Genomic DNA, 24,135 nt, shown 5'->3' on the forward strand with positions numbered 1-24,135 from the left:
AGCGCCACATCGTGTGGCAACGTCTGCGTGACCCACTTCCTGTGGGCCGCAACTAACCATCAGTGGGGGATGAAAGCCGACATAGAACGCCACGTCCTATGGCAACGTCGGTACTAGCACGTCCTGTGCGTCGAAAAACCCCCACTGAAGGAAGTTTCACTTTATAAAAAAATAGGAGGAAAAAATAATGAAAGAAATTATATCATCAATGGCAGGAACTGTATTAAATGTAATGGTTGAAGCGGGAGATGAAGTTACTGCAGGTCAAGAGGTTTGTATGTTGGAGTCGATGAAAATGGAAATACCTGTGGAAAGTCAAGATGCAGGTAAAGTGGTGGATATTAAAGTAAATATTGGAGATTTTGTAAATGAAGGTGACGTACTAGTAGTACTTGAATAGGGGGAGAAGGAATGACAACTGCACATACTCTAGTTGAAAAGTTAAAAGAAAAAAGCAGGGAAATTGAAGCTGGCGGACATCAAAAGTATCATGAAAAGCTTCAAAGTCAAAATAAACTTTTTGTGAGAAAAAGATTAGAGCTCCTTTTTGATGACGGTATCTATGAAGAGGATGGTAAATTTGCAAACTGTATGGAGAAAGATCTGCCTGCTGACGGTGTTGTCACAGCCATTGGGAAAATAAATGGAGAAACGGTCTGTGTCATGGCGAATGATTCTACTGTTAAAGCTGGATCTTGGGGAGCGAGAACAGTTGAAAAAATTATTCGTATTCAAGAAACAGCTGAAAAACTAAAAGTACCATTATTGTATTTAGTTGATTCTGCAGGTGCGAGAATTACAGATCAGCTTGAAATGTTTCCGAATAGAAGAGGAGCGGGAAGAATTTTCTATAATCAAGTTAAGCTATCTGGAATGATACCACAAATCTGTTTGTTATTTGGTCCTTCCGCTGCTGGTGGAGCATATATTCCAGCTTTTTGTGATATTGTCATTATGGTTGATAAAAATGCATCTATGTATTTAGGTTCACCACGAATGGCAGAGAAGGTAATTGGTGAAAAAGTAACATTGGAGGAAATGGGCGGTGCCCGAATGCATTGTACGGTGAGTGGCTGTGGGGATATTCTTGCATTAAGTGAAGAGGAAGCCATCGATACAGCGAGAAAATATCTTACGTATTTCCCTGCTAGCTTTAAGGAGAAACCAAAGAAACTTGCGGTAATACAGCCGAGAGAAGGTCGGGATTTAGAGGAAATCATTCCTAAAAATCAAAATGCCCCATTTGATATGTATGAATGTATAGATACATTAATTGATGAAGGCAGCTTCTTTGAAATAAAAAAACTATTTGCTGCAGAATTAATAACTGGACTTGCGAGAATTGGAGGAAGAGCAGTAGGTATTATTGCGAATCAGCCAAGAGTAAAAGGCGGGGTATTATTTGTGGATTCTGCTGACAAAGCAGCAAAGTTTATTCAGCTTTGTGATGCTTTCCATATTCCGTTATTATTCCTTGCCGATGTTCCTGGCTTTATGATTGGTACAAAGGTAGAGAGGGCTGGAATCATTCGACATGGAGCAAAGTTGATAGCCGCTATGAGCTCAGCAACTGTTCCAAAAATTTCAGTAGTCGTTAGAAAAGCTTATGGTGCTGGACTTTATGCGATGGCAGGTCCTGCATTTGAACCTGATTGCTGTATTGCTCTTCCAACGGCTCAAATCGCTGTTATGGGACCGGAAGCGGCAGTAAATGCGGTTTATTCGAATAAAATAAATGAAATCCAGGATCCGAAAGAGAAAATCGCATTCGTACAGGAAAAACAGAAAGAATACAGTGAGCATATTGATATATACAAACTGGCATCTGAGCTAATTGTTGATGATATCGTGTCACCTCAAGAATTAAGAGATGTCCTTATTCAAAGATATGAATTATATGAGACGAAGGAATTAATCTTTAGTGTTCGTAAACATCCAGTATACCCAGTTTAAATTCATCACTCCCTTTTTCGAATTTTGAAGAAGGGAGTCTTATTTCTTTTATGAATTTTTTTCATAAAGTTGCCTTTCTTGCCAACTTTATTTATTTTTCTGTTAAAATATGACTAAATACATTAATACGAAGAGGCTATTATGAAAATTGCAATTATTGGCGGGGGGTCAATTGGCCTGCTGTACGCCCATTATCTTAGTAAATTTCATCGAGTTTTTTTATATGTACGAACAAAAGAACAGAAGTTTAAAATAGTATCAGAAGGCTTAATCTTTGAGAAGAATGATAGCAAGTCGTTTGATTCTATCCATACAACAGAATTTTCTAATTGGAAGGGCGATGAAGATATAACGATTATCGCTGTAAAGCAATATCATTTGCAATCGGTTTTATCAGATATGATGAAAGTTGTTCCTTTCTATGCGGGGACATTATTGTTTCTACAAAATGGTATGGGTCATTTAAAATGGCTTGAGACAATAACAGCAAGAAATATTTATATCGGATCTGTTGACCATGGTGCGAATAAGTTGAATTTCAATCATGTAATACATACGGGTAACGGTGTAACGAAGTTGGCCCATTTTAAAGGGCAAGAACAATCTGCAATAAAAGAAATGATCAATCCTCTCCTAGTTGAGTTTCCGTTTACTTTTGAAGATGATTTTAAAGAAATGCTGCAGAGAAAGCTGATTGTCAATGCAGTTATTAATCCTTTAACAGCAGTATTAAATGTAAGAAATGGTGATCTTTTGGTTAATCCGCATTACTATCATACTTTTAAAGAGTTATTTGAAGAAATTTGTATTGTTCTAAATATTGAAGATAAAATGGCTGTATTTTCCTATATTAAAAATGTATGTAGAAAAACATCTGCAAATCGATCATCCATGCTTAAAGATATAGATGAAAAACGGCCAACTGAAGTAGATGCTATTCTTGGTTATGTTCTTGAAAAAGCGAGAGAAAACGAAATAAATGCTCCTCTTACAGAAGTTTTTTTTCATCTGATAAAAGGAAAGGAGTATAAAAGAGAAGAGGGGTAAGGTTGAGTTCTATTTTTTCTTCCATAATCGCGACTTTTGTAACAATCCCATTATTAGGATATTTATTAGTTTTCATTATCAGCAAGCAAGTGACAAAGAAACACAAAAAGTCTGTCCATTTGGCTTTGGATTTCAGCACTTTATTATTTGTTATTTCGGTACATTATTTAATTGTTACGATTTGGAATCAATCGTATTTATGGGTCATTATTCTTTCTATGCTTGTCATTGCCTTAATCTTTGTTTTGATACATTGGAAATTAAAGCAAGAAATAAATTTCTCCCGTGTCTTTAAAGGATATTGGCGCTTTAATTTTCTACTTTTTTTTACAGCTTATATTGTACTAACACTTATCGGATTAATACAAAGTGTTAGTTCGTTCGTTGCAAGCATTTAGAAAGTAAACAAACAATACGCAAGCAAAGTTTTTTCATTTCATTACTGAAAATGATATACTCATATGTAGTAAGCGATGGAATTCAAAGAAAAAATCCATAGCATATAATGTATTGAAACGAATGAAAATTGTTGATAAGAAAGGAAGTCTTACATGGAGATTGTAAATCTCTCCTTACCTGCTACTAACCGATTTGCTACAGAATATTTAACGTATTCTATGGAAGTTCAGCGGAATTTTCATTACCGTTATGATGATCAATTAGAATACGAGAAGCGACTTCATGAACTAATGGGTCGGTCATATATGAGAATGGAGCTTGCTAACCATATTGAACAATATATGGAGAACTTCCCAACGTCTAATCAAGTTCGAGCTTCACTAAAAAAGTTAAAACAATCAAATAGTACGGTCGTAATCGGTGGTCAGCAGGCCGGAATCCTAACAGGACCACTTTATTCTATACATAAAATTATTTCAATCATTGCTCTAGCAAAACAGAAGGAACAGGAATTAAATATACCAGTCGTTCCTGTATTTTGGATTGCAGGTGAGGATCATGATTACCAAGAAGTTAACCATGTGTATATTGAAAAAGATCATAAACTAGAAAAAAAGATTTATCCAGAAAAGCTTCGTGACAAACGGATGGTTTCAGATATTTTGTTAGATCAGGATCAGTGCTTAAGTTGGGTGGATGAAATTATCCAATCTTTTGGAGAAACCGAACATACAAAGCAATTACTTGATTGTTTGGAATCGGCCATAAGAAAATCTACCTCATTTGTTGACTTCTTTGCCCATATTATTATGGAGCTGTTTAAAGAATCAGGACTTTTGATCATTGATTCAGGGGATAAAAAGCTTCGCACATTGGAAAGAGAATTTTTTATTAAACAAATTAATAATTTTAAAGAAATAACAAAATCTGTGAAGGATCAGCAAGCTGAACTAAATAATTGCGGTTTCCCTTCTGCGATTGAAATGAGCAAAAACGCGGTCAATCTTTTCTATTACGATAATGAACATAATGAAAGAATACTTCTTGAATATGATGAAACAAAAGATGTATTCTATGGAAAAGACGGCCTTTTTCAATTCTCAATGGAGAAGATGCTAGAGATAGCCGGAGAATTCCCAGAAAAGCTTAGCAATAATGTTGTTACAAGGCCAATCATGCAGGAATGGCTATTTCCAACCCTTGCTTTTATAGCTGGTCCTGGTGAAATTGCTTATTGGGCAGAGCTTAAAACGGCCTTTGAACTATTTGGGCTAAAGATGCCTCCTATCGTTCCTCGCCTGAATATTACTATTCTTGATCGTTCGATTGAAAGGGATTTGAAGGAGCTTGACCTGGATTTACAAGAAACGCTTATCTTTGGTATTGAAAAGAAAAAGGAAGAATTCCTTCATTCATTAAAAAATCTACATTTGGAGAAAATATTTAATAACACAAAGCTAGAGTTTCAGAAAAATTATGAGCAGCTGGAATCTTATTTACAAATTGAGGACAGAGGCCTTATACCTTTATTAAAAAAGAATGAAAAATTAATATTAAATCAATTAGACTTCATGGAATCAAAGCTTGAGCATTCTGTTCATTTGAAAAATGAAGTTGTGATTAATAAATATAATAAAGTGGGAAATGCTCTTAGACCTTTAGGGTCACCACAAGAAAGAATCATAAATGGTTTATTTTATATAAATCAATATGGTTTAAATTTTATAGACGATCTTTTAGAGAATACATTCACTTTTGATGGTACGCATAAATTAATAAGAATATAATCTTTATTAGAATTAAGCGTTCATGATTAATCTTAAATATTTTTAATAGCCAAAAAGAGACTTTATCTTAAAGGATGAAGTCTTTTTTTGTTGAAAAAGAAAGATGCTTTTAATCTGGTGCTAATTATTGTAGGGAAAAGGCGAACGAATAATGGGAAAAATTTTATTTTTTCTAAAGGATTTAGAGATAATTTCTAGAAATTAAAAAACATGTGGAGGAAAGTGGGGGAATGTGGTACATTGGAGTAAGAAAGTGGGGTTAGTGGGCATGTTTATGGGTGAATACCATCATAACGTTGATAATAAGGGCCGATTAATTGTACCTGCCAAATTCCGTGATCACTTAGGTGAGAATTTTGTATTGACACGCGGATTGGATCAATGCTTGTTTGGTTACCCACTTAATGAATGGGAGTTGCTTGAAGAAAAGCTTAAAGGCTTACCATTGACGAAAAAAGATGCCCGTGCATTTACCCGATTTTTCTTTTCAGGTGCCACAGAATGTGAAATCGATAAACAAGGAAGAATAAATATAACTTCTCCGCTGATGGCATATGCAAAATTAGAAAAAGAGTGTGTCGTATTAGGTGTATCCAATCGGATTGAAATATGGAGCAAAAACCTTTGGGAAGATTATTTTTCAGATTCAGAAGAATCTTTTGCCGAAATTGCAGAGAATATGATTGGGTTTGATATTTAATAAATACTCTCCAAAAAAGAGGTGGACAACATGTTTGAACATAAAACAGTATTATTAGAAGAAACAATTGAAGGATTAAAAATTCATCCTGACGGTGTTTACGTTGACTGCACGTTAGGTGGTGCAGGACATAGTGAATTAATCCTGTCAAAACTCTCTGAAAAAGGTAAGTTATATGCCTTTGATCAAGATGAAACTGCGATTTTACATGCAAAAGAAAAACTTGCTGAATATGGTGAAAGAATTTCTATTATAAAGAGTAATTTTGAATTTCTTGAAGAGGAATTGGCGAAATTGGGAGTAAATAAAGTAGATGGAGTTCTCTATGATTTAGGTGTTTCATCACCTCAATTAGATACTGCAGAACGTGGTTTTAGCTACCATAATGATGCCCCTCTTGATATGAGAATGGATATGGAGGCTAGCTTCTCAGCCTATGATGTCGTGAATAATTGGGACTATGCTGAATTGGTAAAAATATTCTTTAAATATGGTGAAGAGAAATTTTCCAAGCAAATAGCTAGGAAAATTGAAGCTGCGAGAATGATTGCACCAATTGAAACGACAGGTCAGCTTGTTGAATTAATAAAAGAGGCTATTCCTGCCCCAGCACGAAGAAAGGGTGGGCATCCGGCAAAAAGAGTCTTTCAGGCAATCCGTATTGCTGTAAATGATGAGCTCGGGGTTTTTGAAAGATCTTTGCATCAAGCAATCAATTTATTAAAGCCAGCTGGTAGAATTAGTGTCATAACCTTCCACTCTTTAGAGGATAGAATATGTAAGGTAGCCTTTAAAAAAGCAAGTGAGACGCCAAACCTCCCTCCTGGATTACCAATAATTCCAGACGAGTATAAACCGATTATTAAATTAATCACGAGAAAGCCAATCATCCCATCAGAAAACGAATTGGAGATTAATAACAGAGCGAGATCAGCAAAGCTGCGAATCGCTGAAAAGCTATAAGTTTCCGTCACTAATAAAGATAAAATTATAGGAGGGATACAATGGGGAATTTAGCACGAAAGCTTCAGCAAGAGCAAAGAAATCAACAGCAAAAACAAATTGTACAAACACCAAAAAAAGCTAAGGCTAGAAATCCATGGCTTTCACCCGGAGAGAAAATATTAGGATTGGCTTTTACGGGAATCGTATGTTTTGCAGCAGTTAATATCGTGTCAAACCAAGCCGCAATATATGAATTAAATAAGGAAATACAAGATACTAAAGTTTCCATTCAGGAACAGCAGAGGGTAAATGGGGACCTTGAAATGCAAGTAAGTGAACTTAGTACATATGAACGGATTTGGGAAAAAGCGAAGGAACTTGGGTTAAAGTTGAACGAAAATAATGTTAAGGTTGTGCAGGATTAATGATAAAAAAACAGCCGAATATAAATTTAGGAGCAGCGATATTTTTTGTAATATTTAGCCTGCTCTTTTTTGTCTTAGTTTACCGATTTATATCGATTCAAGTAACTGGAGAAATTAAAGGACATGTTCTGGCAGCAGAGGCACAGCAAAAATATGAAAAAGAAAAGACCATTGAAGCTAAACGAGGAACGATCTACGATCGAAATGGTGAAGTCATTGCAACAGATATAAATTCATACAAACTTGTAGCCATTTTGGATGAAAAAATGACTACTAATAAAAACAAACCCCGCCATGTAGTCGATCCTGATAAAACGGCAAGAGAGCTTGCAAAAGTTATCGATATGGAAGAATCAGAGATTTATAAAATCTTAACGAAAGTAGACAAAGATGGTAAAAAGCCGTTTCAAGTAGAGTTTGGTAAAGCTGGCCGGGATTTAACAAATCAAGAGAAAAGAGAAATAGAGGAATTAAAATTACCCGGAATCACATTTATCAAAGATAAGAAAAGGTTTTATCCGAACGGGGTTTTTGCTTCCCATACGATTGGATATGTTGAAAAGAAAGAAAAAGAAAATAATAAAACGGAAACCGTTGGTATGCTTGGTATAGAAAAAAGCCTTAACGACATCCTTACAGGAAAGGATGGCAAGGTAAAGTATGAAAGTGATATTTGGGGATATTTATTAAATGATAGTAAGGAACACGTCACACCCGCTACTGACGGACAAGATGTTTATTTAACGCTCGATAAAAAAATCCAGACATTTCTAGAAGATTCGATGAATAAGGTGGAAGAAAAATACAAGCCAAAGAAAATTGTTGCTGTCGTTGCAGATCCGAAAACGGGGGATATTCTTGCAATGGGACAAAGACCTTCCTTTCATCCGGCATCAAAGGAAGGAATTGAGGAAAGCTGGCATAATGAAGTAATCGAAAATTCCTTTGAGCCAGGCTCTACAATGAAGATTTTTACATTAGCTGCAGCTATTGAAGAAGGAGTCTTTAATCCGAATGAAACGTTTAAATCAGGTCAATATGCTGTAGATAATAAGACCAGACCGATTCGAGATTGGAATGAAGGCCGGGGATGGGGAACGATAACGTATTTAGAAGGAGTTCAACGATCTTCAAATGTTGCTTTTGCGAAGCTTGTAAAAGAAAAGTTGGGCTATGAAACCTACGGAACGTATTTAACTAAATTTGGTTTTGACCAGAAAACAGGAATTGAATTACCGAATGAAACAAGCGGTAAAATCGTTTATAACTATCCGTTAGAAAAAATTACGACTGGTTTTGGACAGGGAACGGCAATCACCCCAATACAGCAAGTCCAAGCATCTACAGCAATAGCAAATGATGGAAATATGATGAAACCGCACATTATTAGTGAAATTGTAGATCCAAATAAAGGCGATAAGGTAGTAAAGAAAACAAAACCAGAGGTAGTAGGTAATCCGATCTCTGTGAATACAGCAAAACAAACTAGAGATATATTAGAGACAGTTATTTCATCACCTAAAGGAACCGGCTTTCGTGATTTTAAAATCGATGGGTATGAAATTGCTGGAAAAACCGGGACAGCACAAATTCCTAATCCAAGTGGAGGTTATTTAACTGGTCGTCAAAACTATGTGTTTTCATTTCTAGGAATGGCACCAAAGGATGATCCTGAGTTAATTGTTTATGTAGCTGTTCAACAGCCTGAAATAGATATTCACACGAGTGGCTCTACACCTGTTGCGGAGATTTTTAACCCAGTCATGAAAAGCAGTCTCCAATACTTGAATATCGATCCTGTAGAGAAAAGCAAATCCCTTTCTACAAAAATCCCGGATGTGACAGGTAAATCAACTGATGAAGCGATTAAACAAATAAGCAGCAAAAACCTTGTACCTATCGTTTTAGGTAAAGGGAAATCGGTTGTAAGCCAACTGCCAGCTAAAGATTCCGATCTGATTTCTGGAGAAAAAGTAATTCTAAAAACAGAGGGAGATTTAACAATTCCAGATATGACTGGATGGTCTAGGCGTGATGTTATGAAAATTGCAGAGTTGGGAAATTTGCAATTAAACACGGTTGGAAATGGTTATGTAGTGAAACAAAACTTAAAGCCTGGCACTAAATTTAAAGAGGGCGAATATTTAATTGTTGAATTAGAACATCCTGAAGAGAAATATAATAATGATGAAGAAGAGGAAATAGGGCAAGAAGAGGAAGAGACGATCGAAGTGAAGGATTGATTAGCAAAAATAATATTAATGTCACAATAAATCGCATATCAATAATTGAAAGTGAGTAATCTTTAAAGATGCTAATTTGTTGTTGATTGAAGCGGAAATTAACAGAGAAGTTTAACATAGTCTTCTAATTAAAAAGGTACAAGCATATATTGGAACGAGCCATAATCTAAGGAGGTTCGTTCTAATATGCGTGTTTCAAATGTAACCGTGAGAAAAAGGTTAACGGTAGCTTTAGTCGTAGGTATATTAATTTTTTTTGTAATTGATATTCGACTTGGATATGTTCAATTTTTTTTAGGTAACACTTTAACTGATGGAGCAAAGGAGTTATGGAGCAGGGATATTCCATTTGAGCCAGAAAGAGGAGAAATTGTAGACAGAAATGGAGTTCCACTAGCTACTAACATAAGTGCCCCAACGGTTTATGTTGTTCCAAGACAAGTAAAAGATCCAGATGGTACTGCAGAAAAATTAGCTGCATTATTAAATACCTCAAAGGAACAAGTAAAAAAAGAAATCACTCAAAATGAGAGTAGTGTAAGACTGAAAAAAGGCAGAAAAATATCCCATGAAAAAGCAAAAGAATTAAGAGCAATGAACTTGAAAGGTGTTTATATCGCAGAAGATTCTAAACGCCATTATCCTTTTGGCAGTTATCTATCTCATGTTCTTGGATTTGCAGGGATCGATAATCAAGGATTAATGGGGCTTGAATTGTATTACGATAAGGAGTTAAAAGGTAAGCAAGGCTCTGTAAAGTTTTATGCCAATGCTAAAGGTGAACGAATGAATGATATGGCTGATGATTATGAGCCACCAGTTGATGGAATGGATTTAAAGCTGACGATTGATTCAAAAGTTCAGACCATTATGGAAAGAGTATTAGATATTGCCCAAGCTGATTATAATCCTGATGGAATTATTGCTATTGCTATGAATCCGAATAATGGTGAAATATTGGCTATGTCAAGCAGACCAACATTTGATCCAGCTAAATTCGGAGATGCAGCACCAGAAATCTATAACCGCAACCTCCCAATTTGGAGTACATTCGAGCCAGGTTCAACCTTTAAGATTATTACATTAGCTGCAGCACTTGAAGAAGGAAAGGTAGATCTTAAAAAGGATCATTTTCACGATCCTGGTTTTGTCAAGGTAGGCGGAGCAAGGTTAAGATGCTGGAAAAAGGGCGGTCATGGGAGCCAATCATTTCTGGAGGTCGTTCAAAACTCCTGTAACCCTGGCTTTGTTGAACTTGGAGAGAGATTAGGAAAAGAAACACTTTTCAAATACATCAGAGATTTTGGTTTTGGTGAAAAAACGGGGATTGACCTTCAAGGAGAAGGAACTGGAATTCTCTTTAACCTTGATCGTGTAGGCCCTGTAGAACAGGCAACTACTGCTTTTGGGCAGGGGGTTTCGGTTACACCAATACAGCAGGTTGCTGCAATATCTGCTGCAGTTAATGGCGGGACTTTATATACTCCATATGTAGCTAAGGAGCTGATTGATCCAAAAACAGGTGAAATAGTCATGAGAAAAACACCTTCAGCGAAACGGAAAGTCATTTCAAAAGAAACATCAGACCAAATCAGGTCTGCTCTGGAGAGTGTTGTTGCCCAAGGTACAGGCGGAAAAGCATTTATCGACGGATATAGAGTGGGCGGAAAAACAGGAACAGCTCAAAAAGCTCAAGGTGGAAGATATCTTGAAAACAACCATATCGTTTCTTTTATTGGTTTTGCACCTGCTGACGATCCGCAGCTAGTTGTGTATGTTGCAGTAGATAATCCTAAAGGCACCCCGCAATTTGGAGGAACAGTTGCTGCTCCAATCGTTGGAAATATTATGGAAGATAGTCTGCGATCAATGGGTATTCAACCACGAAAGGGTCAAATTGAGAAAAAACTAAGATGGCCGGACGTTCCGTTGATTGAAGTTCCGGACCTAGTAGGAATTACGAAAAAAGAACTCGGTGAATTATATATCAATTTAAAAATTGATGCGAGTGGAGAAGGAAATACAGTTGTTAAACAAACTCCAGAACCTGGTATAAAATTAAAAGAGGGGTCAACCATTAGACTTTATTTTGATAATGAATAATGAAAATTGGGCATGGTAAAGCAAAAGGCGGTACAAAGAAATGCTGCCTTTAATTTCTCCAAATTTTTCGGATATATAAAACAAATAGCTAAAACTCTCGTTTTCATGTAAAATGAAAACCGCGATGAGTTTTGGCTGTTTTTCGAGATTGCTATAGGTTGTATGTATGTAAAGTTTGTTTATGAGGAGATGGACGAAATGGAATTACATACGCTTATTTCTTATTTGCAGCCATATAGGGTATTTAGCGGTGAAAATCCTATAATCACTTCAATAGAAAACGATAGTCGCAATGTTCAACCGGGAAGTCTATTTATTTGTATAAAAGGTTTTACTGTTGATGGTCATGATTTTGTGTCTAATGCTGTAAAGCAAGGGGCAGCTGCTGTTCTATCAGAAATTGATTTAGACCTGCCTGTTCCAGTCGTTGTCGTACAAAATACTCGACGAGCAATGGCTGTATTAGCTGATGCCTTTTTCGAGCAGCCAAGTAAGAATCTCTATTTAATTGGTATTACAGGAACGAATGGAAAAACAACAACAAGTCATTTAATTGAAAAAATTTTATCGGATGCTGGAAAAAAAACAGGCTTAATAGGTACAATGTATACAAAAATTGGTGAAGAAAAATCTGAAGTAAAAAATACAACTCCAGATTCCCTTACATTACAGCGTATTTTTAAAGAAATGGTTGACAAAGGTGTAAAAACTACAGTAATGGAGGTTTCATCACATGCCCTTGATGAAGGAAGAATTCATGGCTGTGATTTTGACATTGCTGTATTCACTAATCTTACACAAGATCACTTAGATTATCATAAAACGATGGATGAGTATAGAAATGCTAAATGCCTCTTGTTTGCTCAGCTCGGAAGTGCATTTCAGCATGAGCGTAAGAAATACGCCATTATCAATATGGATGATCAAGCATCAAATGTATTTATTAAAGCGACAGCAGCACATGTACTCACATATGGGATAGATCAATCAGCAGATTTACAAGCTATAAATATTCAAATGACTGCGTATGGAACTACATTTGAATTACACAGTCCATTAGGCAAACATCAAGTATCTATGCAACTGATTGGTAAATTTAGCGTTTATAATGTACTTGCTAGTATTGGAGCTGGAATCGTTTCAGATATTCCCATTGAAAAAATAATAAAATCAATAGAAGAAGTTAAAGGAGTTTCGGGACGTTTCGAGACAGTAGATGCCGGGCAAAATTTTTCAGTGATTGTTGATTATGCGCATACCCCTGATAGTTTAGAGAATGTACTATTGACCGTTAAGCAGTTTGCAAAAAGACGTGTTTTCGTTATTGTAGGCTGCGGTGGGGATAGAGATCGTTCAAAGCGGCCACTAATGGCTGAAATAGCTTGCAGATATAGTTCAAATCCAATATTTACTTCAGATAACCCTCGAAGTGAAAACCCTATCCAAATATTAAATGATATGGAAGCAGGGGTAATAGGAATGGATTATAAGATAATAGTTGACCGCAGAGAAGCAATTCGATCTGCAATCCACGAGGCTCAGGAAGAAGATGTTATATTAATTGCTGGAAAAGGCCATGAAACCTATCAACTGATTGGAGATCAGGTAATTAATTTTGATGACCGTCAAGTTGCAAAAGAGGCAATAGAGGAGAGATAAAATGTTATTGACCTATGGTGATTTAGCGAATCTGTTTCCAAAAAACAAAGGAATACAGGATGATGAGCTCTTTTTTCATACGGTCACAACGATTTCGAATGTACAACAGTATAAAGGAATATTTATCCCTTTCGAAGAGAATTCAGGGGCATTGAAAATGGCCATTGAAAATGGAGCCATTGCTGCCCTATGGAAAGAGGGGGAAGAGATTCCACGATATACACCAAATCATTTTCCAATATTTTTTACTAATGACTTATTGAAAGGCTTAAAGGACATGATGGAACTATATATAGAAAAAATAAATCAAACCGAAATAAAACTAAATGAAGTGACTCATTTTCTTTTTTCAAGAGAAATGGATCTTAATAATAATAATTCTACATATGATAATGCAATTATAGCAGACAAAATAAGTAAATTATTAGAACAGCTCCGACAAGGAAAGGAGGGAGCAAAATGATGGAGAAAGTTATCTTTTTCACAATTATTATGGGATTCTTAGTTACGGTATTACTTTCTCCCATTTTTATTCCCTTCTTGAGAAGATTGAAGTTTGGGCAGAGTATTCGGGAAGAAGGTCCAAAGTCACATTTAAAGAAATCTGGTACACCAACAATGGGAGGGATTATGATCCTCCTTTCCATTACCATTACCACATTGATCATGACAAATAAGTTTGCGGAGCCTACTGTTAAGACGTATCTGCTTTTATTAGTAACGCTAGGGTTTGGATTACTTGGATTTCTTGATGATTTTATTAAAGTAGCGATGAAGAGGAATCTCGGGCTTACTTCGAAACAAAAGCTGTTTGGACAAATAATCATTTCAGTTATTTTTTATTTTGTTTTTCAACAAAATGAATTTTCAACCGTTATTCATATTCCTTTTACTAATTTCTCCTATGATTTAGGATGGACGTATGTATTTTTTATCATTTTTTGGCTAGTTGGATTTTCAAATGCAGTTAATTTAACTGATGGATTGGATGGCCTCCTATCTGGTACTGCTGCGATCGCCTTTGGGGCTTTTGCCGTTTTAGCTTGGAATTTATCGCAATTTGAAATCTCGATTTTCTCTGTGGCAGTGACGGGAGCTTTACTTGGTTTTCTAGTCTTTAATGCGCATCCTGCAAAAGTTTTTATGGGAGACACTGGTTCCCTTGCTTTAGGAGGAGCCATTGCTACTATTGCTATATTAACGAAACTTGAAATTATTTTAATTATTATCGGAGGCGTGTTTGTAATAGAAACATTGTCTGTAATATTACAAGTAATATCCTTTAAAACGACGGGAAAAAGAATTTTCAAAATGAGTCCATTACATCATCATTACGAATTAGTAGGATGGTCAGAATGGAGAGTAGTTGTTACTTTTTGGGCAGTTGGCTTACTTTGTGCAATACTTGGAATTTATATCGAGGTGTGGATGTAATTGAAACAGATTAATCACTATCATCATAAGAAAATATTAGTAATAGGACTAGCAAAAAGTGGAGTTGCCGCAGCCTCTCTTCTACATAAGCTTGGAGCATTTGTTACAGTAAATGATTACAAGCCATTATCTGAAAATCTTGAAGCCCAAGAGCTTCTTGAACAGGGGATAACAGTCATTTGCGGGGAACACCCAATAGGGCTTCTTGAGGAAGGCTTTGAACTAATTGTTAAAAATCCAGGGATCCCATATCATAATCCAATGATTGCAGGAGCTATCGAAAAAGGAATACCTGTTATTACTGAGGTTGAGCTTGCTTATCAGATTTCGGAAGCCCCACTTATTGCTATTACAGGGACGAACGGAAAAACAACGACAACAACACTTGTTTTTGAAATGTTAAAAACGGGGGAGAAGCAGCCGTTACTCGCAGGGAATATTGGTATTGTTGCTTCTGAAGTAGCACAGGAGGCATCGACAGAGAATACGATCGTTATCGAGCTTTCTTCATTTCAATTAATGGGCATAGAAACGTTTAATCCTAGAATTGCAATATTAACAAATCTTTATGATGCTCATTTAGATTATCATGGAACAAGATATGAATACGTGAAAGCGAAAGCAAATATTACAAAAAATCAAACAGAAAATGATTTTTTAATTGTAAATGCTGAGCAATCTGAAGTGATGGAAATTGCAAATAATTCAAAGGCGATAATGATTCCTTTTTCATCTAAAAATAAACTATCATCAGGTGCCTATACACATGAAGGATGGATTTATTTCAATGATGAAAAAATAATAGCCTTAAAAAATATTGCATTGCCTGGAACTCATAATCTTGAAAATATTTTAGCAGCCATCGCTGCTGCCAAACTATCAAAAGTTGATAACGATGCTATTTTTAAAGTGCTTAATTCATTCCAAGGAGTGAAGCATCGTCTGCAATTTGTAACGGAACATAAGGGTAGAAAATTTTATAATGATTCTAAGGCAACAAATATGCTGGCGACTCAAAATGCTCTTGCAGCCTTTACTGAGCCTGTTGTCCTTTTAGCAGGAGGCTTGGATAGAGGGAATGAATTTGATGAGTTAATTCCATATTTGAAAAATGTAAAGGCAGTTGTTACATTTGGTCAAACTGCTAAAAAAATAGAACGTGTGGCCGAGGAAGCTGGAATAAAAACAATTATACATGTCGATAATGTGGAAAAAGCCGTTCCCGTAGCCTATGAGTTGTCTGAACAAGGTGACGTTATTTTATTATCTCCCGCTTGTGCAAGCTGGGATCAATATAAAACTTTTGAGGTAAGGGGAGACATTTTTATTCAAGCGGTGCATATGCTTAAGTGAGGGCTTGTACGCGAAAACAGTAAAAACAACATTGGGAGTCATCTTTTTTCGCTTGAAGAAGCGTAATTTACAAAGCCCTAAAACTTGCATTCGAGGTGTTTTGTATTGCCAACAAAAAGAACGACTCCCGATTTTATTCTAATCATTGTTACATTAACCTTGCTTGCAGTAGGGTTAACAATGGTTTACAGTGCAAGTGCTATATGGGCAGAGTATAAATTTAATGATTCATTCTTTTTTGCAAAAAGACAGATGCTCTTTGCTGTTATTGGAATAGTAGCGATGTTTTTTATTATGAATATTGATTATTGGGCTTGGAGAACTTGGGCAAAGGTTATAATCATCATCTGTTTTGTGTTATTGCTTGTTGTTCTAATTCCAGGTATTGGGATTGAAAGAAATGGTTCGAGAAGCTGGATAGGTGTAGGTGCTTTCTCCATTCAGCCTTCAGAATTTATGAAGATTGCGATGATTATTTTCCTTGCAAAGTTTTTATCTGAACGACAAAAACTTATTACCTCTTTTACGAAAGGGTTAGCACCTTCATTAGGGCTCGTGTTTTTAGCATTTGGACTAATTATGCTTCAGCCTGATCTTGGCACAGGTACTGTAATGGTTGGAACAAGTATTGTTATGATTTTTATTGCTGGAGCTAGGATTAGTCATTTTATCATTCTAGGTCTCATTGGTCTATTAGGATTTGTAGGGTTGATTTTATCTGCTCCATATCGGATTAAACGAATTACATCCTTCTTAGATCCTTGGGAAGACCCTTTAGGAAGTGGGTTTCAAATTATACAATCGTTATTTGCGATTGGACCTGGGGGATTATTCGGATTAGGACTCGGTCAAAGCAGACAAAAATTCTTCTATTTACCTGAACCGCAAACGGACTTTATCTTTGCTATTCTTTCTGAAGAGCTTGGATTTATCGGTGGTTCCTTCGTCATTTTATTATTTTCTCTTTTGTTATGGAGAGGAATAAGAATAGCACTAGGTGCTCCTGATCTTTTCGGCAGTTTTTTAGCAGTAGGGATTATTGCCATGATTGCCATCCAAGTCATGATCAATATAGGTGTTGTTATTGGCCTAATGCCCGTAACAGGGATAACACTTCCCTTTTTAAGCTATGGGGGTTCTTCTTTAACGCTCATGTTAATGGCAGTAGGTGTCCTTTTGAATATAAGCAGATATTCAAGGTATTAGAAAAGCGAAAGCGCTGGATCTAGACATTTCTCTTTCTCGAGAAAAAATTATATTTATTAATATTTGACCCTGGGATACAGGGTTTCTTTTTGTTATAACAGCATTACTTAGATATAAAAATGAAGATATTTTACTAATAATTATTACATTTACGTGTCAATATGTTATCCATTTCTAATAAGTGGATTTTATATTGTAGAATAGAGTAAAGTAAAGTGCAGATGTGTTTAAACAACATTTATTATGCACAAATGATTATACTCTTCTATGAGGTGAAAAAATGAGAGTAGTAGTAAGCGGTGGAGGGACTGGTGGACATATTTATCCGGCACTGGCCCTTATAAGAGAAATACAAAAAGAGAATATGAATGCAGAGTTTTTATATATAGGAACTGAAAAAGGGCTGGAAAGCAATCTTGTCCCTAGAGAAAATATTCCATTTAAATCAATACATATAACAGGCTTTAAAAGGAAGCTGTCATTAGAAAACATAAAGACGATTTTTCGTTTTTTAAAAGGAGTAAGAGACAGCAAAAAAATAATAAAAGAATTTAACGCTGATGTTGTTATTGGGACAGGCGGATATGTTTGCGGTCCAGTTGTATACGCCGCAAGTAAACTGGGTATCCCAACAATTATTCATGAGCAAAATAGTGTACCAGGTTTGACAAATAAATTTCTTAGTAAATATGTTGACCGGATAGCAGTTTGTTTTGAGGAAGCAAGTTCGTTCTTTCCACAAGAAAAAGTTGTACTAACAGGTAATCCTCGTGCGTCTGAAGTGCTTGGTAAGGATGGAATAAAAGGAAGACTTTCGATTGGATTAAAAACGGATATCCCTGTTGTTCTTATTTTTGGCGGGAGCAGGGGAGCAAGACCAATTAATGAAGCGGTTCTTAAATCCTTAGCAGAACTTGGTGAAAAAGCGTATCAAATATTATATGTGACAGGTGATGTGCATTATGAAGAAGTTCTAAAAGAGGTGCAATTAATTGGTAGCCCAGAAAATGTTATCATTAAACCTTTCATTCATAATATGCCTGAAGTTCTTGCAGGAACGGATTTAACTGTCGCTAGAGCAGGCGCTACCACTTTAGCAGAATTAACCTCCCTTGGTATTCCTAGTATTCTTATTCCGAGTCCATATGTAACAAATAATCATCAGGAAAAGAACGCAAGATCCTTGAGTGAGCACGGTGCTGCAGAAATACTATTAGAAAAAGATTTAACAGGAAAAAAACTTGTTGAACTTATGGATTTAATTTTATTAGATGATAAAAGATTATCAGAAATGAAAATGGCTTCTAAAAAATTAGGTATTCCAGATGCTGCTAAGAGACTCTTCCGTCTAATGGAAGAACTAGTAGCAAAAGAGGGCAGTAGCCCTCGTAAGTGAAACTGCATAAACTAATATCAATTCTTACTTTCGAATAGAAAGGGAGGTATTTATGAACGAAATAATTACAAAGCTTAATGAATTAAATATTGGAAAAGTAAAGGAAAATGAACTATTATCCAACCATACAACAATGAAAATAGGTGGACCTGCCGATCTGTTTATAGAGCCCTCGTCTATTGAAAATTTAATAAAGACAATGGAGCTTTTGCGTAATTATAAAGTGGAGTGGACTGCTATTGGGAGAGGTTCAAACCTGCTTATATCTGATGCTGGTATTGCAGGGGCTGTGATCAAGCTCGGTGCAGGAGTATCAAATATGGAGTTGAGCGGAAACAAGGTAAAGGTTGGCGGAGGTTACTCGCTTGTAAGTCTATCGACTCAGATAAGCAGAAAAGGGCTGTCAGGTCTAGAGTTTGCAAGTGGGATTCCAGGGTCCATTGGTGGGGCCGTTTATATGAATGCAGGTGCTCATGGATCTGATATCTCTAAGATTCTTACAAAAGCACACATTCTATTCGAGGATGGAGAAGTAGCTTGGTTAACAAATGAAGAAATGGAGTTTTCTTATAGAACTTCTATTCTACAGAAAAAACGACCAGGTATCGTTTTAGAAGCTGTATTTGAATTAAAAGAAGGCGATAGAGATTCTATTTCTGCTGAAATGCAAAGAAATAAAGACTATAGAAAAGAAACTCAGCCATGGAATTATCCTTGTGCAGGCAGTATTTTTAGAAATCCATTACCAAATTATGCAGGAAAATTGATTGAGGTTGCTGGATTAAAGGGTTATTCAATTGGCGGGGCAAAAATATCTGACATGCACGGAAATTTCATTGTCAATACAGGAAATGGAAAAGCTGAAGATGTATTAGCGTTGATTAAGTATATTAAAAAAACAATTTATGAATTGTACAATATAAATATTGAAACTGAGGTTGAAATAATCGGTCGAAAGTAACGGGAATTAATCCTTACTTATTCCATTTACTGTGGTATAATATTTCATTGAGACAATGGTTTTTAGTCTTTTTCTCTTAAAAGACGGCATGTTAATACGTGCCGTTGTTTCTCGTTCATTGGAGAAATGATCCAAAAGACCTACTTGAGTCATTGCATAAGTAAAAACTTTAATCTTCTCAGCGAGAACTTCGCGAATATAATGTTTTTCGTACTAATTGGAAGGTTTAAGTTTATTAGCATACGAAAGTGATATTGAAATATCGATTACGTCTCTGCTAATGCATTTGGAAAACTAAGGCATTCACCGTAATGTTTTGACGAATGTCAAGTTTTACTAAAATTGCAATTAGAATGATATGAGTGTTTTTTGTGAGGTGTATGGGAATGGAAAAAGGAAAGGTTGTTTCTCTAGAGGACCGTATTCCTAAGCTAAAACAGCAGAGGCGAAAAAAAGCGAATAGTAGGCTAATTGTTTTACTGCTAATATTTTTTACGCTTATCTCATTAATCATTTATTTTCAGTCACCATTAAGTCATGTTAATAAAATTCTTATTTCAGGTAACTCTATCTACAGTAAAGATGAATTAATTGCCTTAACCGGGATTAGCGAGAAAACAAATATTTGGAAGGTAGAAGAAAAAGTCATTAAGAGTAATTTAGAAAAGCTGGATGAAGTAAAATCTGCAAAAGTTCAAATCCATTTACCGAATACTGTTAAAATTTCCATTCAGGAATACAATCGAATTGCATACATAATGAAAGAGAAAAATTATCTTCCTGTTTTGGAAAATGGTCGAGTACTAAAAAATAGTAAAACTGCAGAGGTTCCTGCATCTGCCCCAATTCTTATTGGTTTTTCAGAAGGTAAAGAATTAGATGGAATGATTAAAGAGCTTGAAGAATTACCTGAAGTAGTCTTAAATTCAATTTCTGAAATACATCATACTCCCAAAAAAACTGATTCTTTCCATATAACACTTTACATGAATGACGGTTTTGAAGTCAGTGCTACAGTTAGAAGCTTTGCGGAGAAAATGAGTCATTATCCTTCAATTGTTAGCCAATTGGATCCTGATAAAAAAGGTATTATTGATTTGGAAGTCGGCTCTTATTTTAAAGCTTATGAACAAGAGGGAGCTGATCAAGTTGAAGAAGAAGATGAAAGTGAAGGGTAATCATGTTATTTTTTCTTTAGTGTTTCTTGTCCTTGGTTATATGATTGCTTTTTCTTACCACCTGACTCAACAAAGTGATAATAAAAAATCAACGATAACAAGTAAACAATGGGAAAGAGACATAGAGCTTCGCAATCAATTAGTTGAACTTGAGGAAAAAAATCGTTCCTTACAGAAGGAATTAAATGAAAAACAAGAAAGAGTTCGGGAAATTGAAAAGGAATTGTCACAAGAAGCTCAAATTTATTTCAATCTTGCTGAAGACACTGAAAAATATAGAATGTATTTAGGAAAAGTAAAAGTTAAGGGCCAAGGTGTTGAAGTAACTCTTGCGGATGGAGCTTATAATCCGGATGAAGAAAATGTAAATAATTATATTGTTCATGAGCACCATGTGTTTAAAGTAATTAATGAGTTATATATATCAGGTGCATCTGCTATTGCAATTAATGGACAGAGGCTTTCTCATAATTCATATATCCTCTGCAATGGACCTGTAATTGAGATTGATGGCTATCAACATCCTGCACCATTCGTCATTACTGCCATTGGAGATTCGGAAGTGTTATCATCTGCACTGAACTTGACAGGAGGTGTAAAGGACTCATTAGTAAATGATAATATTCAGTTTACTCTCGAGAAAAAACCTGAAATTATTATGGAGCCTTTATTAGGGAGCTAGCTGCAATATTCCTCCCAAATTGTCCACAGTTTAGATTAGTTGGAAAGTAAGGTGGGAAATGTGGACAAATATAAAAAAAATATTAGTTTCACTCTCATAGCCGTCATTATTGGTTTTATGCTAGCTATACAATTTCGAACGGTTAAAGAACCTGTTGTACGCGATACACGTGATACATGGCAGCTGAGGGAAGATTTGATCAAAGAAAATGAACTCCAACTTAAACTAATTCAAGAAGTTCGTTCGAATGAGGAAAAAATTTCTAAATACGAAACTGAACTAAAACAAAGTAAAGAACAGGTTCTTCGAGATACACTCGATGAATTAAAAGCTGAAGCTGGATTAACGGATGTAAAAGGATATGGCATCATCCTAATGATAGAGCCAGTCTATGAAGAATTATTAATTGGTACAACCGTTTCAAGTGTTTCGCCAGATTTATTAAAAAGGCTTGTAAACGAATTAAATATGTATGGTGCCATGCAAATATCAATTGATAACCAGCGTATTATTAATTCAACCGTTATAAGAGATATTAATGGAGAAACAAAAATTGATGGTCATTCCTTAAATCGATTACCCATCGAAATTAAAGTAATTGCTGAAAATGCAAAATCAGCGGACAAGCTATTTAAGCGAATGCAAGTTTCCAAATCAGCTGATGAATTTTTTGTTGATAACCTAAGAGTAAAAGTAGTTAAACCAGATGAAATGATAGAAATACCTGCTTATCAAAATACAATTAGAATAAGGGATATGAAGCCTGTGGATTCTGAAAAAGGAGGCAATTCATAATGTGGCTTCCGATACTGGGGTTAATCATAGGTGTCATTCTCGGTCTGCTAACAGAAATAAAAATTCCTGATGAGTATTCGAATTATTTATCAATTGCTGTTTTAGCGGCACTTGATACTTTATTCGGTGGAATTCGTGCTCAGCTTCAAAATATTTATGATGAAAGAGTCTTTGTTTCAGGTTTCTTTTTCAATATTTTGCTTGCTGCAAGTTTAGCTTTTCTAGGTGTCCATCTTGGTGTAGACTTATACTTAGCAGCAGTTTTTGCATTTGGAGTGAGATTATTCCAAAACATAGCTGTAATTAGAAGAATTTTATTGACAAAATGGACTGTAATACGTGAAAAAACTGAAAAAAATTAATTTTTCTAAAGGGAAATTGTTAATTTTGACGAATAATTTTAGTAGTATCTTTGTAAGTAAATTGGCATTATGGAGTTTGAATGAAGCAATGACAGGTATTTAATATTTTTTATCAGATTTAGATCGATCAATTTTTTAAGGATTAGCAAAAGGAGGTGCCAGAGAATGAACAACAATGAAATCTATGTAAGTCTTGACATCGGTACATCCAATGTAAAAGTTATCATAGGTGAAATGGTCAATGACTCATTAAATATTATTGGTGTCGGCAGTGTGCGATCCGATGGCTTAAAAAAGGGAGCTATAGTCGATATTGATGAAACTGTTCATTCAATTAGAAAGGCAATTGAACAGGCTGAAAGAATGATAGGAATGGAAATTACTAGTGTGATAGTAGGTATCACTGGCAATCATGTAATGCTTCAGCCTTGTCATGGAGTTGTAGCTGTTTCCAGCGAAAATAGAGAGATAACGAATGATGATGTTGCTAGAGTCCTTGATGCCGCCCAAGTGGTTTCGATTCCTCCCGAAAGAGATATTATCGATGTCATTCCAAAGCAATTCATTGTTGATGGATTAGATGAAATAAATGATCCTCGAGGTATGATTGGTGTTCGCCTTGAAATGGAAGGCACCATTATTACTGGATCGAAAACAATTTTACATAATACATTACGATGTGTTGAACGAGCAGGACTTGAGATTATTGATATTACTCTGCAGCCACTGGCTGCCGGTGCATACGCCCTTTCAAAGGACGAAAAGAATCTTGGAGTGGCCCTCGTTGATATTGGAGGAGGTTCCACTACGATTGCATTATTTGATCAAGGAAATCTGATAGCAACGAGTGTACTACCTGTTGGTGGAGATCATATTACGAAAGATCTCTCTATAGGCCTTCGAACATCAACAGAAGATGCAGAAAAAATTAAAATAAAAAATGGGTACGCTTTTTATGATCATGCATCTGAAGAAGAAGTTTTCAGTGTACCGATTATTGGAAGTGACCAGCATCAGCAGTTCACGCAATTGGAAATATCAGATATTATTGAAGCTCGTATGGAAGAAATATTTGATTTTATTCAAAATGAAGTTAGAAGATTAGGTTCGGAAGACTTGCCTGGTGGATTTGTATTAACAGGAGGGGTTGCTAATACACAAGGAATACTTGAACTAGCTCAAGAAATTTTTCAAAATCGAGTCCGAATTGCCATTCCAGATTATATTGGTGTTCGAGAGCCTCAGTTTACAACAGCAGTAGGATTAATAAAATTTGCGTATAAAAATGCGAAAGTACAAGGAAGAAAAGTTGCGGGGGGAGGGGCCCCTGTTCATACTCCAGAAATAAAAGAAAAACGCGTAACAAAACAACCGCAACCAAAAAAGCCGGAAAAACAACCGGAAGAAAAAATAACATCAAGAGTGAAGAAGTTCCTCGGATACTTTTTTGAATAGCTATTTCAAGGATAGTTCCTAAAAGAAAAAGCAATCAAATAAAGGTGTTCTC

General features: G+C 35.7%; 22 protein-coding genes. All 22 read left to right on the forward strand.

The features are described from left to right. Positions 1–187 precede the first annotated feature (187 nt). Positions 188–400, forward strand: a complete 213-nt coding sequence (locus tag FSZ17_RS09315; protein ID WP_057769635.1) for a biotin/lipoyl-containing protein — start codon at positions 188–190, stop codon at positions 398–400. A gap of 11 nt (positions 401–411) precedes the next feature. Then, on the forward strand, positions 412–1,953 hold the full coding sequence (locus FSZ17_RS09320) for an acyl-CoA carboxylase subunit beta (protein WP_057769637.1): 1,542 nt from the start codon (positions 412–414) through the stop codon (positions 1,951–1,953). Between the two features lie 141 nt (positions 1,954–2,094). Beyond that, on the forward strand, positions 2,095–3,000 hold the full coding sequence (locus FSZ17_RS09325) for a 2-dehydropantoate 2-reductase (RefSeq protein WP_057769638.1): 906 nt from the start codon (positions 2,095–2,097) through the stop codon (positions 2,998–3,000). A 2-nt stretch (positions 3,001–3,002) separates the two neighbouring features. Then, positions 3,003–3,398, forward strand: coding sequence for a DUF3397 domain-containing protein (locus FSZ17_RS09330; RefSeq protein WP_057769640.1), 396 nt, complete (start codon positions 3,003–3,005; stop codon positions 3,396–3,398). 153 nt (positions 3,399–3,551) lie between these two features. Continuing rightward, on the forward strand, positions 3,552–5,186 hold the full coding sequence (bshC, locus tag FSZ17_RS09335; protein WP_057769642.1) for a bacillithiol biosynthesis cysteine-adding enzyme BshC: 1,635 nt from the start codon (positions 3,552–3,554) through the stop codon (positions 5,184–5,186). Between the two features lie 268 nt (positions 5,187–5,454). Next, on the forward strand, positions 5,455–5,886 hold the full coding sequence (gene mraZ / locus FSZ17_RS09340) for a division/cell wall cluster transcriptional repressor MraZ (RefSeq protein ID WP_057769644.1): 432 nt from the start codon (positions 5,455–5,457) through the stop codon (positions 5,884–5,886). Between the two features lie 30 nt (positions 5,887–5,916). Next, entirely contained in the window at positions 5,917–6,849 is a 933-nt protein-coding gene (gene rsmH, locus FSZ17_RS09345) for a 16S rRNA (cytosine(1402)-N(4))-methyltransferase RsmH (RefSeq protein WP_057769646.1), read from the forward strand. Positions 6,850–6,890: 41 nt separating this feature from the next. Beyond that, complete coding sequence (gene ftsL, locus FSZ17_RS09350; RefSeq protein ID WP_057769652.1) at positions 6,891–7,256, forward strand: cell division protein FtsL; 366 nt, start codon at positions 6,891–6,893, stop codon at positions 7,254–7,256. Next, positions 7,256–9,499, forward strand: a complete 2,244-nt coding sequence (locus FSZ17_RS09355; protein WP_057769654.1) for a penicillin-binding protein — start codon at positions 7,256–7,258, stop codon at positions 9,497–9,499. Before ftsL ends, FSZ17_RS09355 begins: the two co-directional genes overlap by 1 nt. 186 nt (positions 9,500–9,685) lie before the next feature. Next, positions 9,686–11,602, forward strand: a complete 1,917-nt coding sequence (locus FSZ17_RS09360) for a stage V sporulation protein D (protein WP_057769656.1) — start codon at positions 9,686–9,688, stop codon at positions 11,600–11,602. Between the two features lie 198 nt (positions 11,603–11,800). Continuing rightward, positions 11,801–13,261, forward strand: a complete 1,461-nt coding sequence (locus FSZ17_RS09365; protein WP_057769657.1) for a UDP-N-acetylmuramoyl-L-alanyl-D-glutamate--2,6-diaminopimelate ligase — start codon at positions 11,801–11,803, stop codon at positions 13,259–13,261. A gap of 1 nt (position 13,262) precedes the next feature. Beyond that, positions 13,263–13,724 carry a hypothetical protein gene (locus tag FSZ17_RS09370; RefSeq protein ID WP_057769659.1) on the forward strand — a complete coding sequence of 154 codons (462 nt, stop codon included), beginning with the start codon at positions 13,263–13,265 and terminating at the stop codon, positions 13,722–13,724. Further along, complete coding sequence (mraY, locus tag FSZ17_RS09375; protein WP_057769661.1) at positions 13,721–14,695, forward strand: phospho-N-acetylmuramoyl-pentapeptide-transferase; 975 nt, start codon at positions 13,721–13,723, stop codon at positions 14,693–14,695. Before FSZ17_RS09370 ends, mraY begins: the two co-directional genes overlap by 4 nt. After that, complete coding sequence (gene murD, locus FSZ17_RS09380) at positions 14,696–16,048, forward strand: UDP-N-acetylmuramoyl-L-alanine--D-glutamate ligase (RefSeq protein ID WP_057769663.1); 1,353 nt, start codon at positions 14,696–14,698, stop codon at positions 16,046–16,048. 105 nt (positions 16,049–16,153) lie between these two features. Then, a complete protein-coding gene (gene spoVE, locus FSZ17_RS09385) occupies positions 16,154–17,254 on the forward strand; it encodes a stage V sporulation protein E (RefSeq protein WP_057769666.1) in 1,101 nt (366 codons plus the stop codon). 280 nt (positions 17,255–17,534) lie between these two features. Beyond that, positions 17,535–18,650: an undecaprenyldiphospho-muramoylpentapeptide beta-N-acetylglucosaminyltransferase gene (murG, locus tag FSZ17_RS09390; protein WP_057769668.1), complete on the forward strand. Its 1,116-nt coding sequence runs from the start codon at positions 17,535–17,537 to the stop codon at positions 18,648–18,650. 52 nt (positions 18,651–18,702) lie between these two features. Beyond that, on the forward strand, positions 18,703–19,611 hold the full coding sequence (gene murB / locus FSZ17_RS09395) for a UDP-N-acetylmuramate dehydrogenase (RefSeq protein WP_057769669.1): 909 nt from the start codon (positions 18,703–18,705) through the stop codon (positions 19,609–19,611). A 386-nt stretch (positions 19,612–19,997) separates the two neighbouring features. Further along, a complete protein-coding gene (locus FSZ17_RS09400; RefSeq protein WP_057769671.1) occupies positions 19,998–20,789 on the forward strand; it encodes a cell division protein FtsQ/DivIB in 792 nt (263 codons plus the stop codon). After that, the gene (locus FSZ17_RS09405) at positions 20,737–21,471 is read left to right on the forward strand and encodes a DUF881 domain-containing protein (RefSeq protein WP_057769673.1); all 735 of its coding nucleotides are present in this window, start codon (positions 20,737–20,739) and stop codon (positions 21,469–21,471) included. Before FSZ17_RS09400 ends, FSZ17_RS09405 begins: the two co-directional genes overlap by 53 nt. Before the next feature lie 60 nt (positions 21,472–21,531). Then, positions 21,532–22,266, forward strand: coding sequence for a DUF881 domain-containing protein (locus FSZ17_RS09410; protein WP_057769675.1), 735 nt, complete (start codon positions 21,532–21,534; stop codon positions 22,264–22,266). After that, positions 22,266–22,628: a small basic family protein gene (locus FSZ17_RS09415; protein WP_057769677.1), complete on the forward strand. Its 363-nt coding sequence runs from the start codon at positions 22,266–22,268 to the stop codon at positions 22,626–22,628. Before FSZ17_RS09410 ends, FSZ17_RS09415 begins: the two co-directional genes overlap by 1 nt. 165 nt (positions 22,629–22,793) lie before the next feature. Continuing rightward, a complete protein-coding gene (gene ftsA / locus FSZ17_RS09420) occupies positions 22,794–24,083 on the forward strand; it encodes a cell division protein FtsA (protein WP_057769679.1) in 1,290 nt (429 codons plus the stop codon). The last annotated feature ends 52 nt before the right edge of the window (positions 24,084–24,135 follow it).

The sequence above is a fragment of the Cytobacillus dafuensis genome (genome assembly GCF_007995155.1).
GTDB classification, from domain to species: Bacteria; Bacillota; Bacilli; order Bacillales; family Cytobacillaceae; genus Cytobacillus; species Cytobacillus dafuensis.

What these genes read in the sequence shown, in the direction of transcription:
- FSZ17_RS09315 (WP_057769635.1), top strand. Translation starts at nt 188, where the DNA reads ATGAAAGAAATTATATCATCAATGGCAGGAACTGTATTAAATGTAATG.
- FSZ17_RS09320 (WP_057769637.1), top strand. Translation starts at nt 412, where the DNA reads ATGACAACTGCACATACTCTAGTTGAAAAGTTAAAAGAAAAAAGCAGG.
- FSZ17_RS09325 (WP_057769638.1), top strand. Translation starts at nt 2,095, where the DNA reads ATGAAAATTGCAATTATTGGCGGGGGGTCAATTGGCCTGCTGTACGCC.
- bshC (WP_057769642.1), top strand. Translation starts at nt 3,552, where the DNA reads ATGGAGATTGTAAATCTCTCCTTACCTGCTACTAACCGATTTGCTACA.
- mraZ (WP_057769644.1), top strand. Translation starts at nt 5,455, where the DNA reads ATGTTTATGGGTGAATACCATCATAACGTTGATAATAAGGGCCGATTA.
- rsmH (WP_057769646.1), top strand. Translation starts at nt 5,917, where the DNA reads ATGTTTGAACATAAAACAGTATTATTAGAAGAAACAATTGAAGGATTA.
- ftsL (WP_057769652.1), top strand. Translation starts at nt 6,891, where the DNA reads ATGGGGAATTTAGCACGAAAGCTTCAGCAAGAGCAAAGAAATCAACAG.
- FSZ17_RS09355 (WP_057769654.1), top strand. Translation starts at nt 7,256, where the DNA reads ATGATAAAAAAACAGCCGAATATAAATTTAGGAGCAGCGATATTTTTT.
- FSZ17_RS09360 (WP_057769656.1), top strand. Translation starts at nt 9,686, where the DNA reads ATGCGTGTTTCAAATGTAACCGTGAGAAAAAGGTTAACGGTAGCTTTA.
- FSZ17_RS09365 (WP_057769657.1), top strand. Translation starts at nt 11,801, where the DNA reads ATGGAATTACATACGCTTATTTCTTATTTGCAGCCATATAGGGTATTT.
- FSZ17_RS09370 (WP_057769659.1), top strand. Translation starts at nt 13,263, where the DNA reads ATGTTATTGACCTATGGTGATTTAGCGAATCTGTTTCCAAAAAACAAA.
- mraY (WP_057769661.1), top strand. Translation starts at nt 13,721, where the DNA reads ATGATGGAGAAAGTTATCTTTTTCACAATTATTATGGGATTCTTAGTT.
- murG (WP_057769668.1), top strand. Translation starts at nt 17,535, where the DNA reads ATGAGAGTAGTAGTAAGCGGTGGAGGGACTGGTGGACATATTTATCCG.
- murB (WP_057769669.1), top strand. Translation starts at nt 18,703, where the DNA reads ATGAACGAAATAATTACAAAGCTTAATGAATTAAATATTGGAAAAGTA.
- FSZ17_RS09400 (WP_057769671.1), top strand. Translation starts at nt 19,998, where the DNA reads ATGGAAAAAGGAAAGGTTGTTTCTCTAGAGGACCGTATTCCTAAGCTA.
- FSZ17_RS09405 (WP_057769673.1), top strand. Translation starts at nt 20,737, where the DNA reads ATGAACAAGAGGGAGCTGATCAAGTTGAAGAAGAAGATGAAAGTGAAG.
- FSZ17_RS09415 (WP_057769677.1), top strand. Translation starts at nt 22,266, where the DNA reads ATGTGGCTTCCGATACTGGGGTTAATCATAGGTGTCATTCTCGGTCTG.
- ftsA (WP_057769679.1), top strand. Translation starts at nt 22,794, where the DNA reads ATGAACAACAATGAAATCTATGTAAGTCTTGACATCGGTACATCCAAT.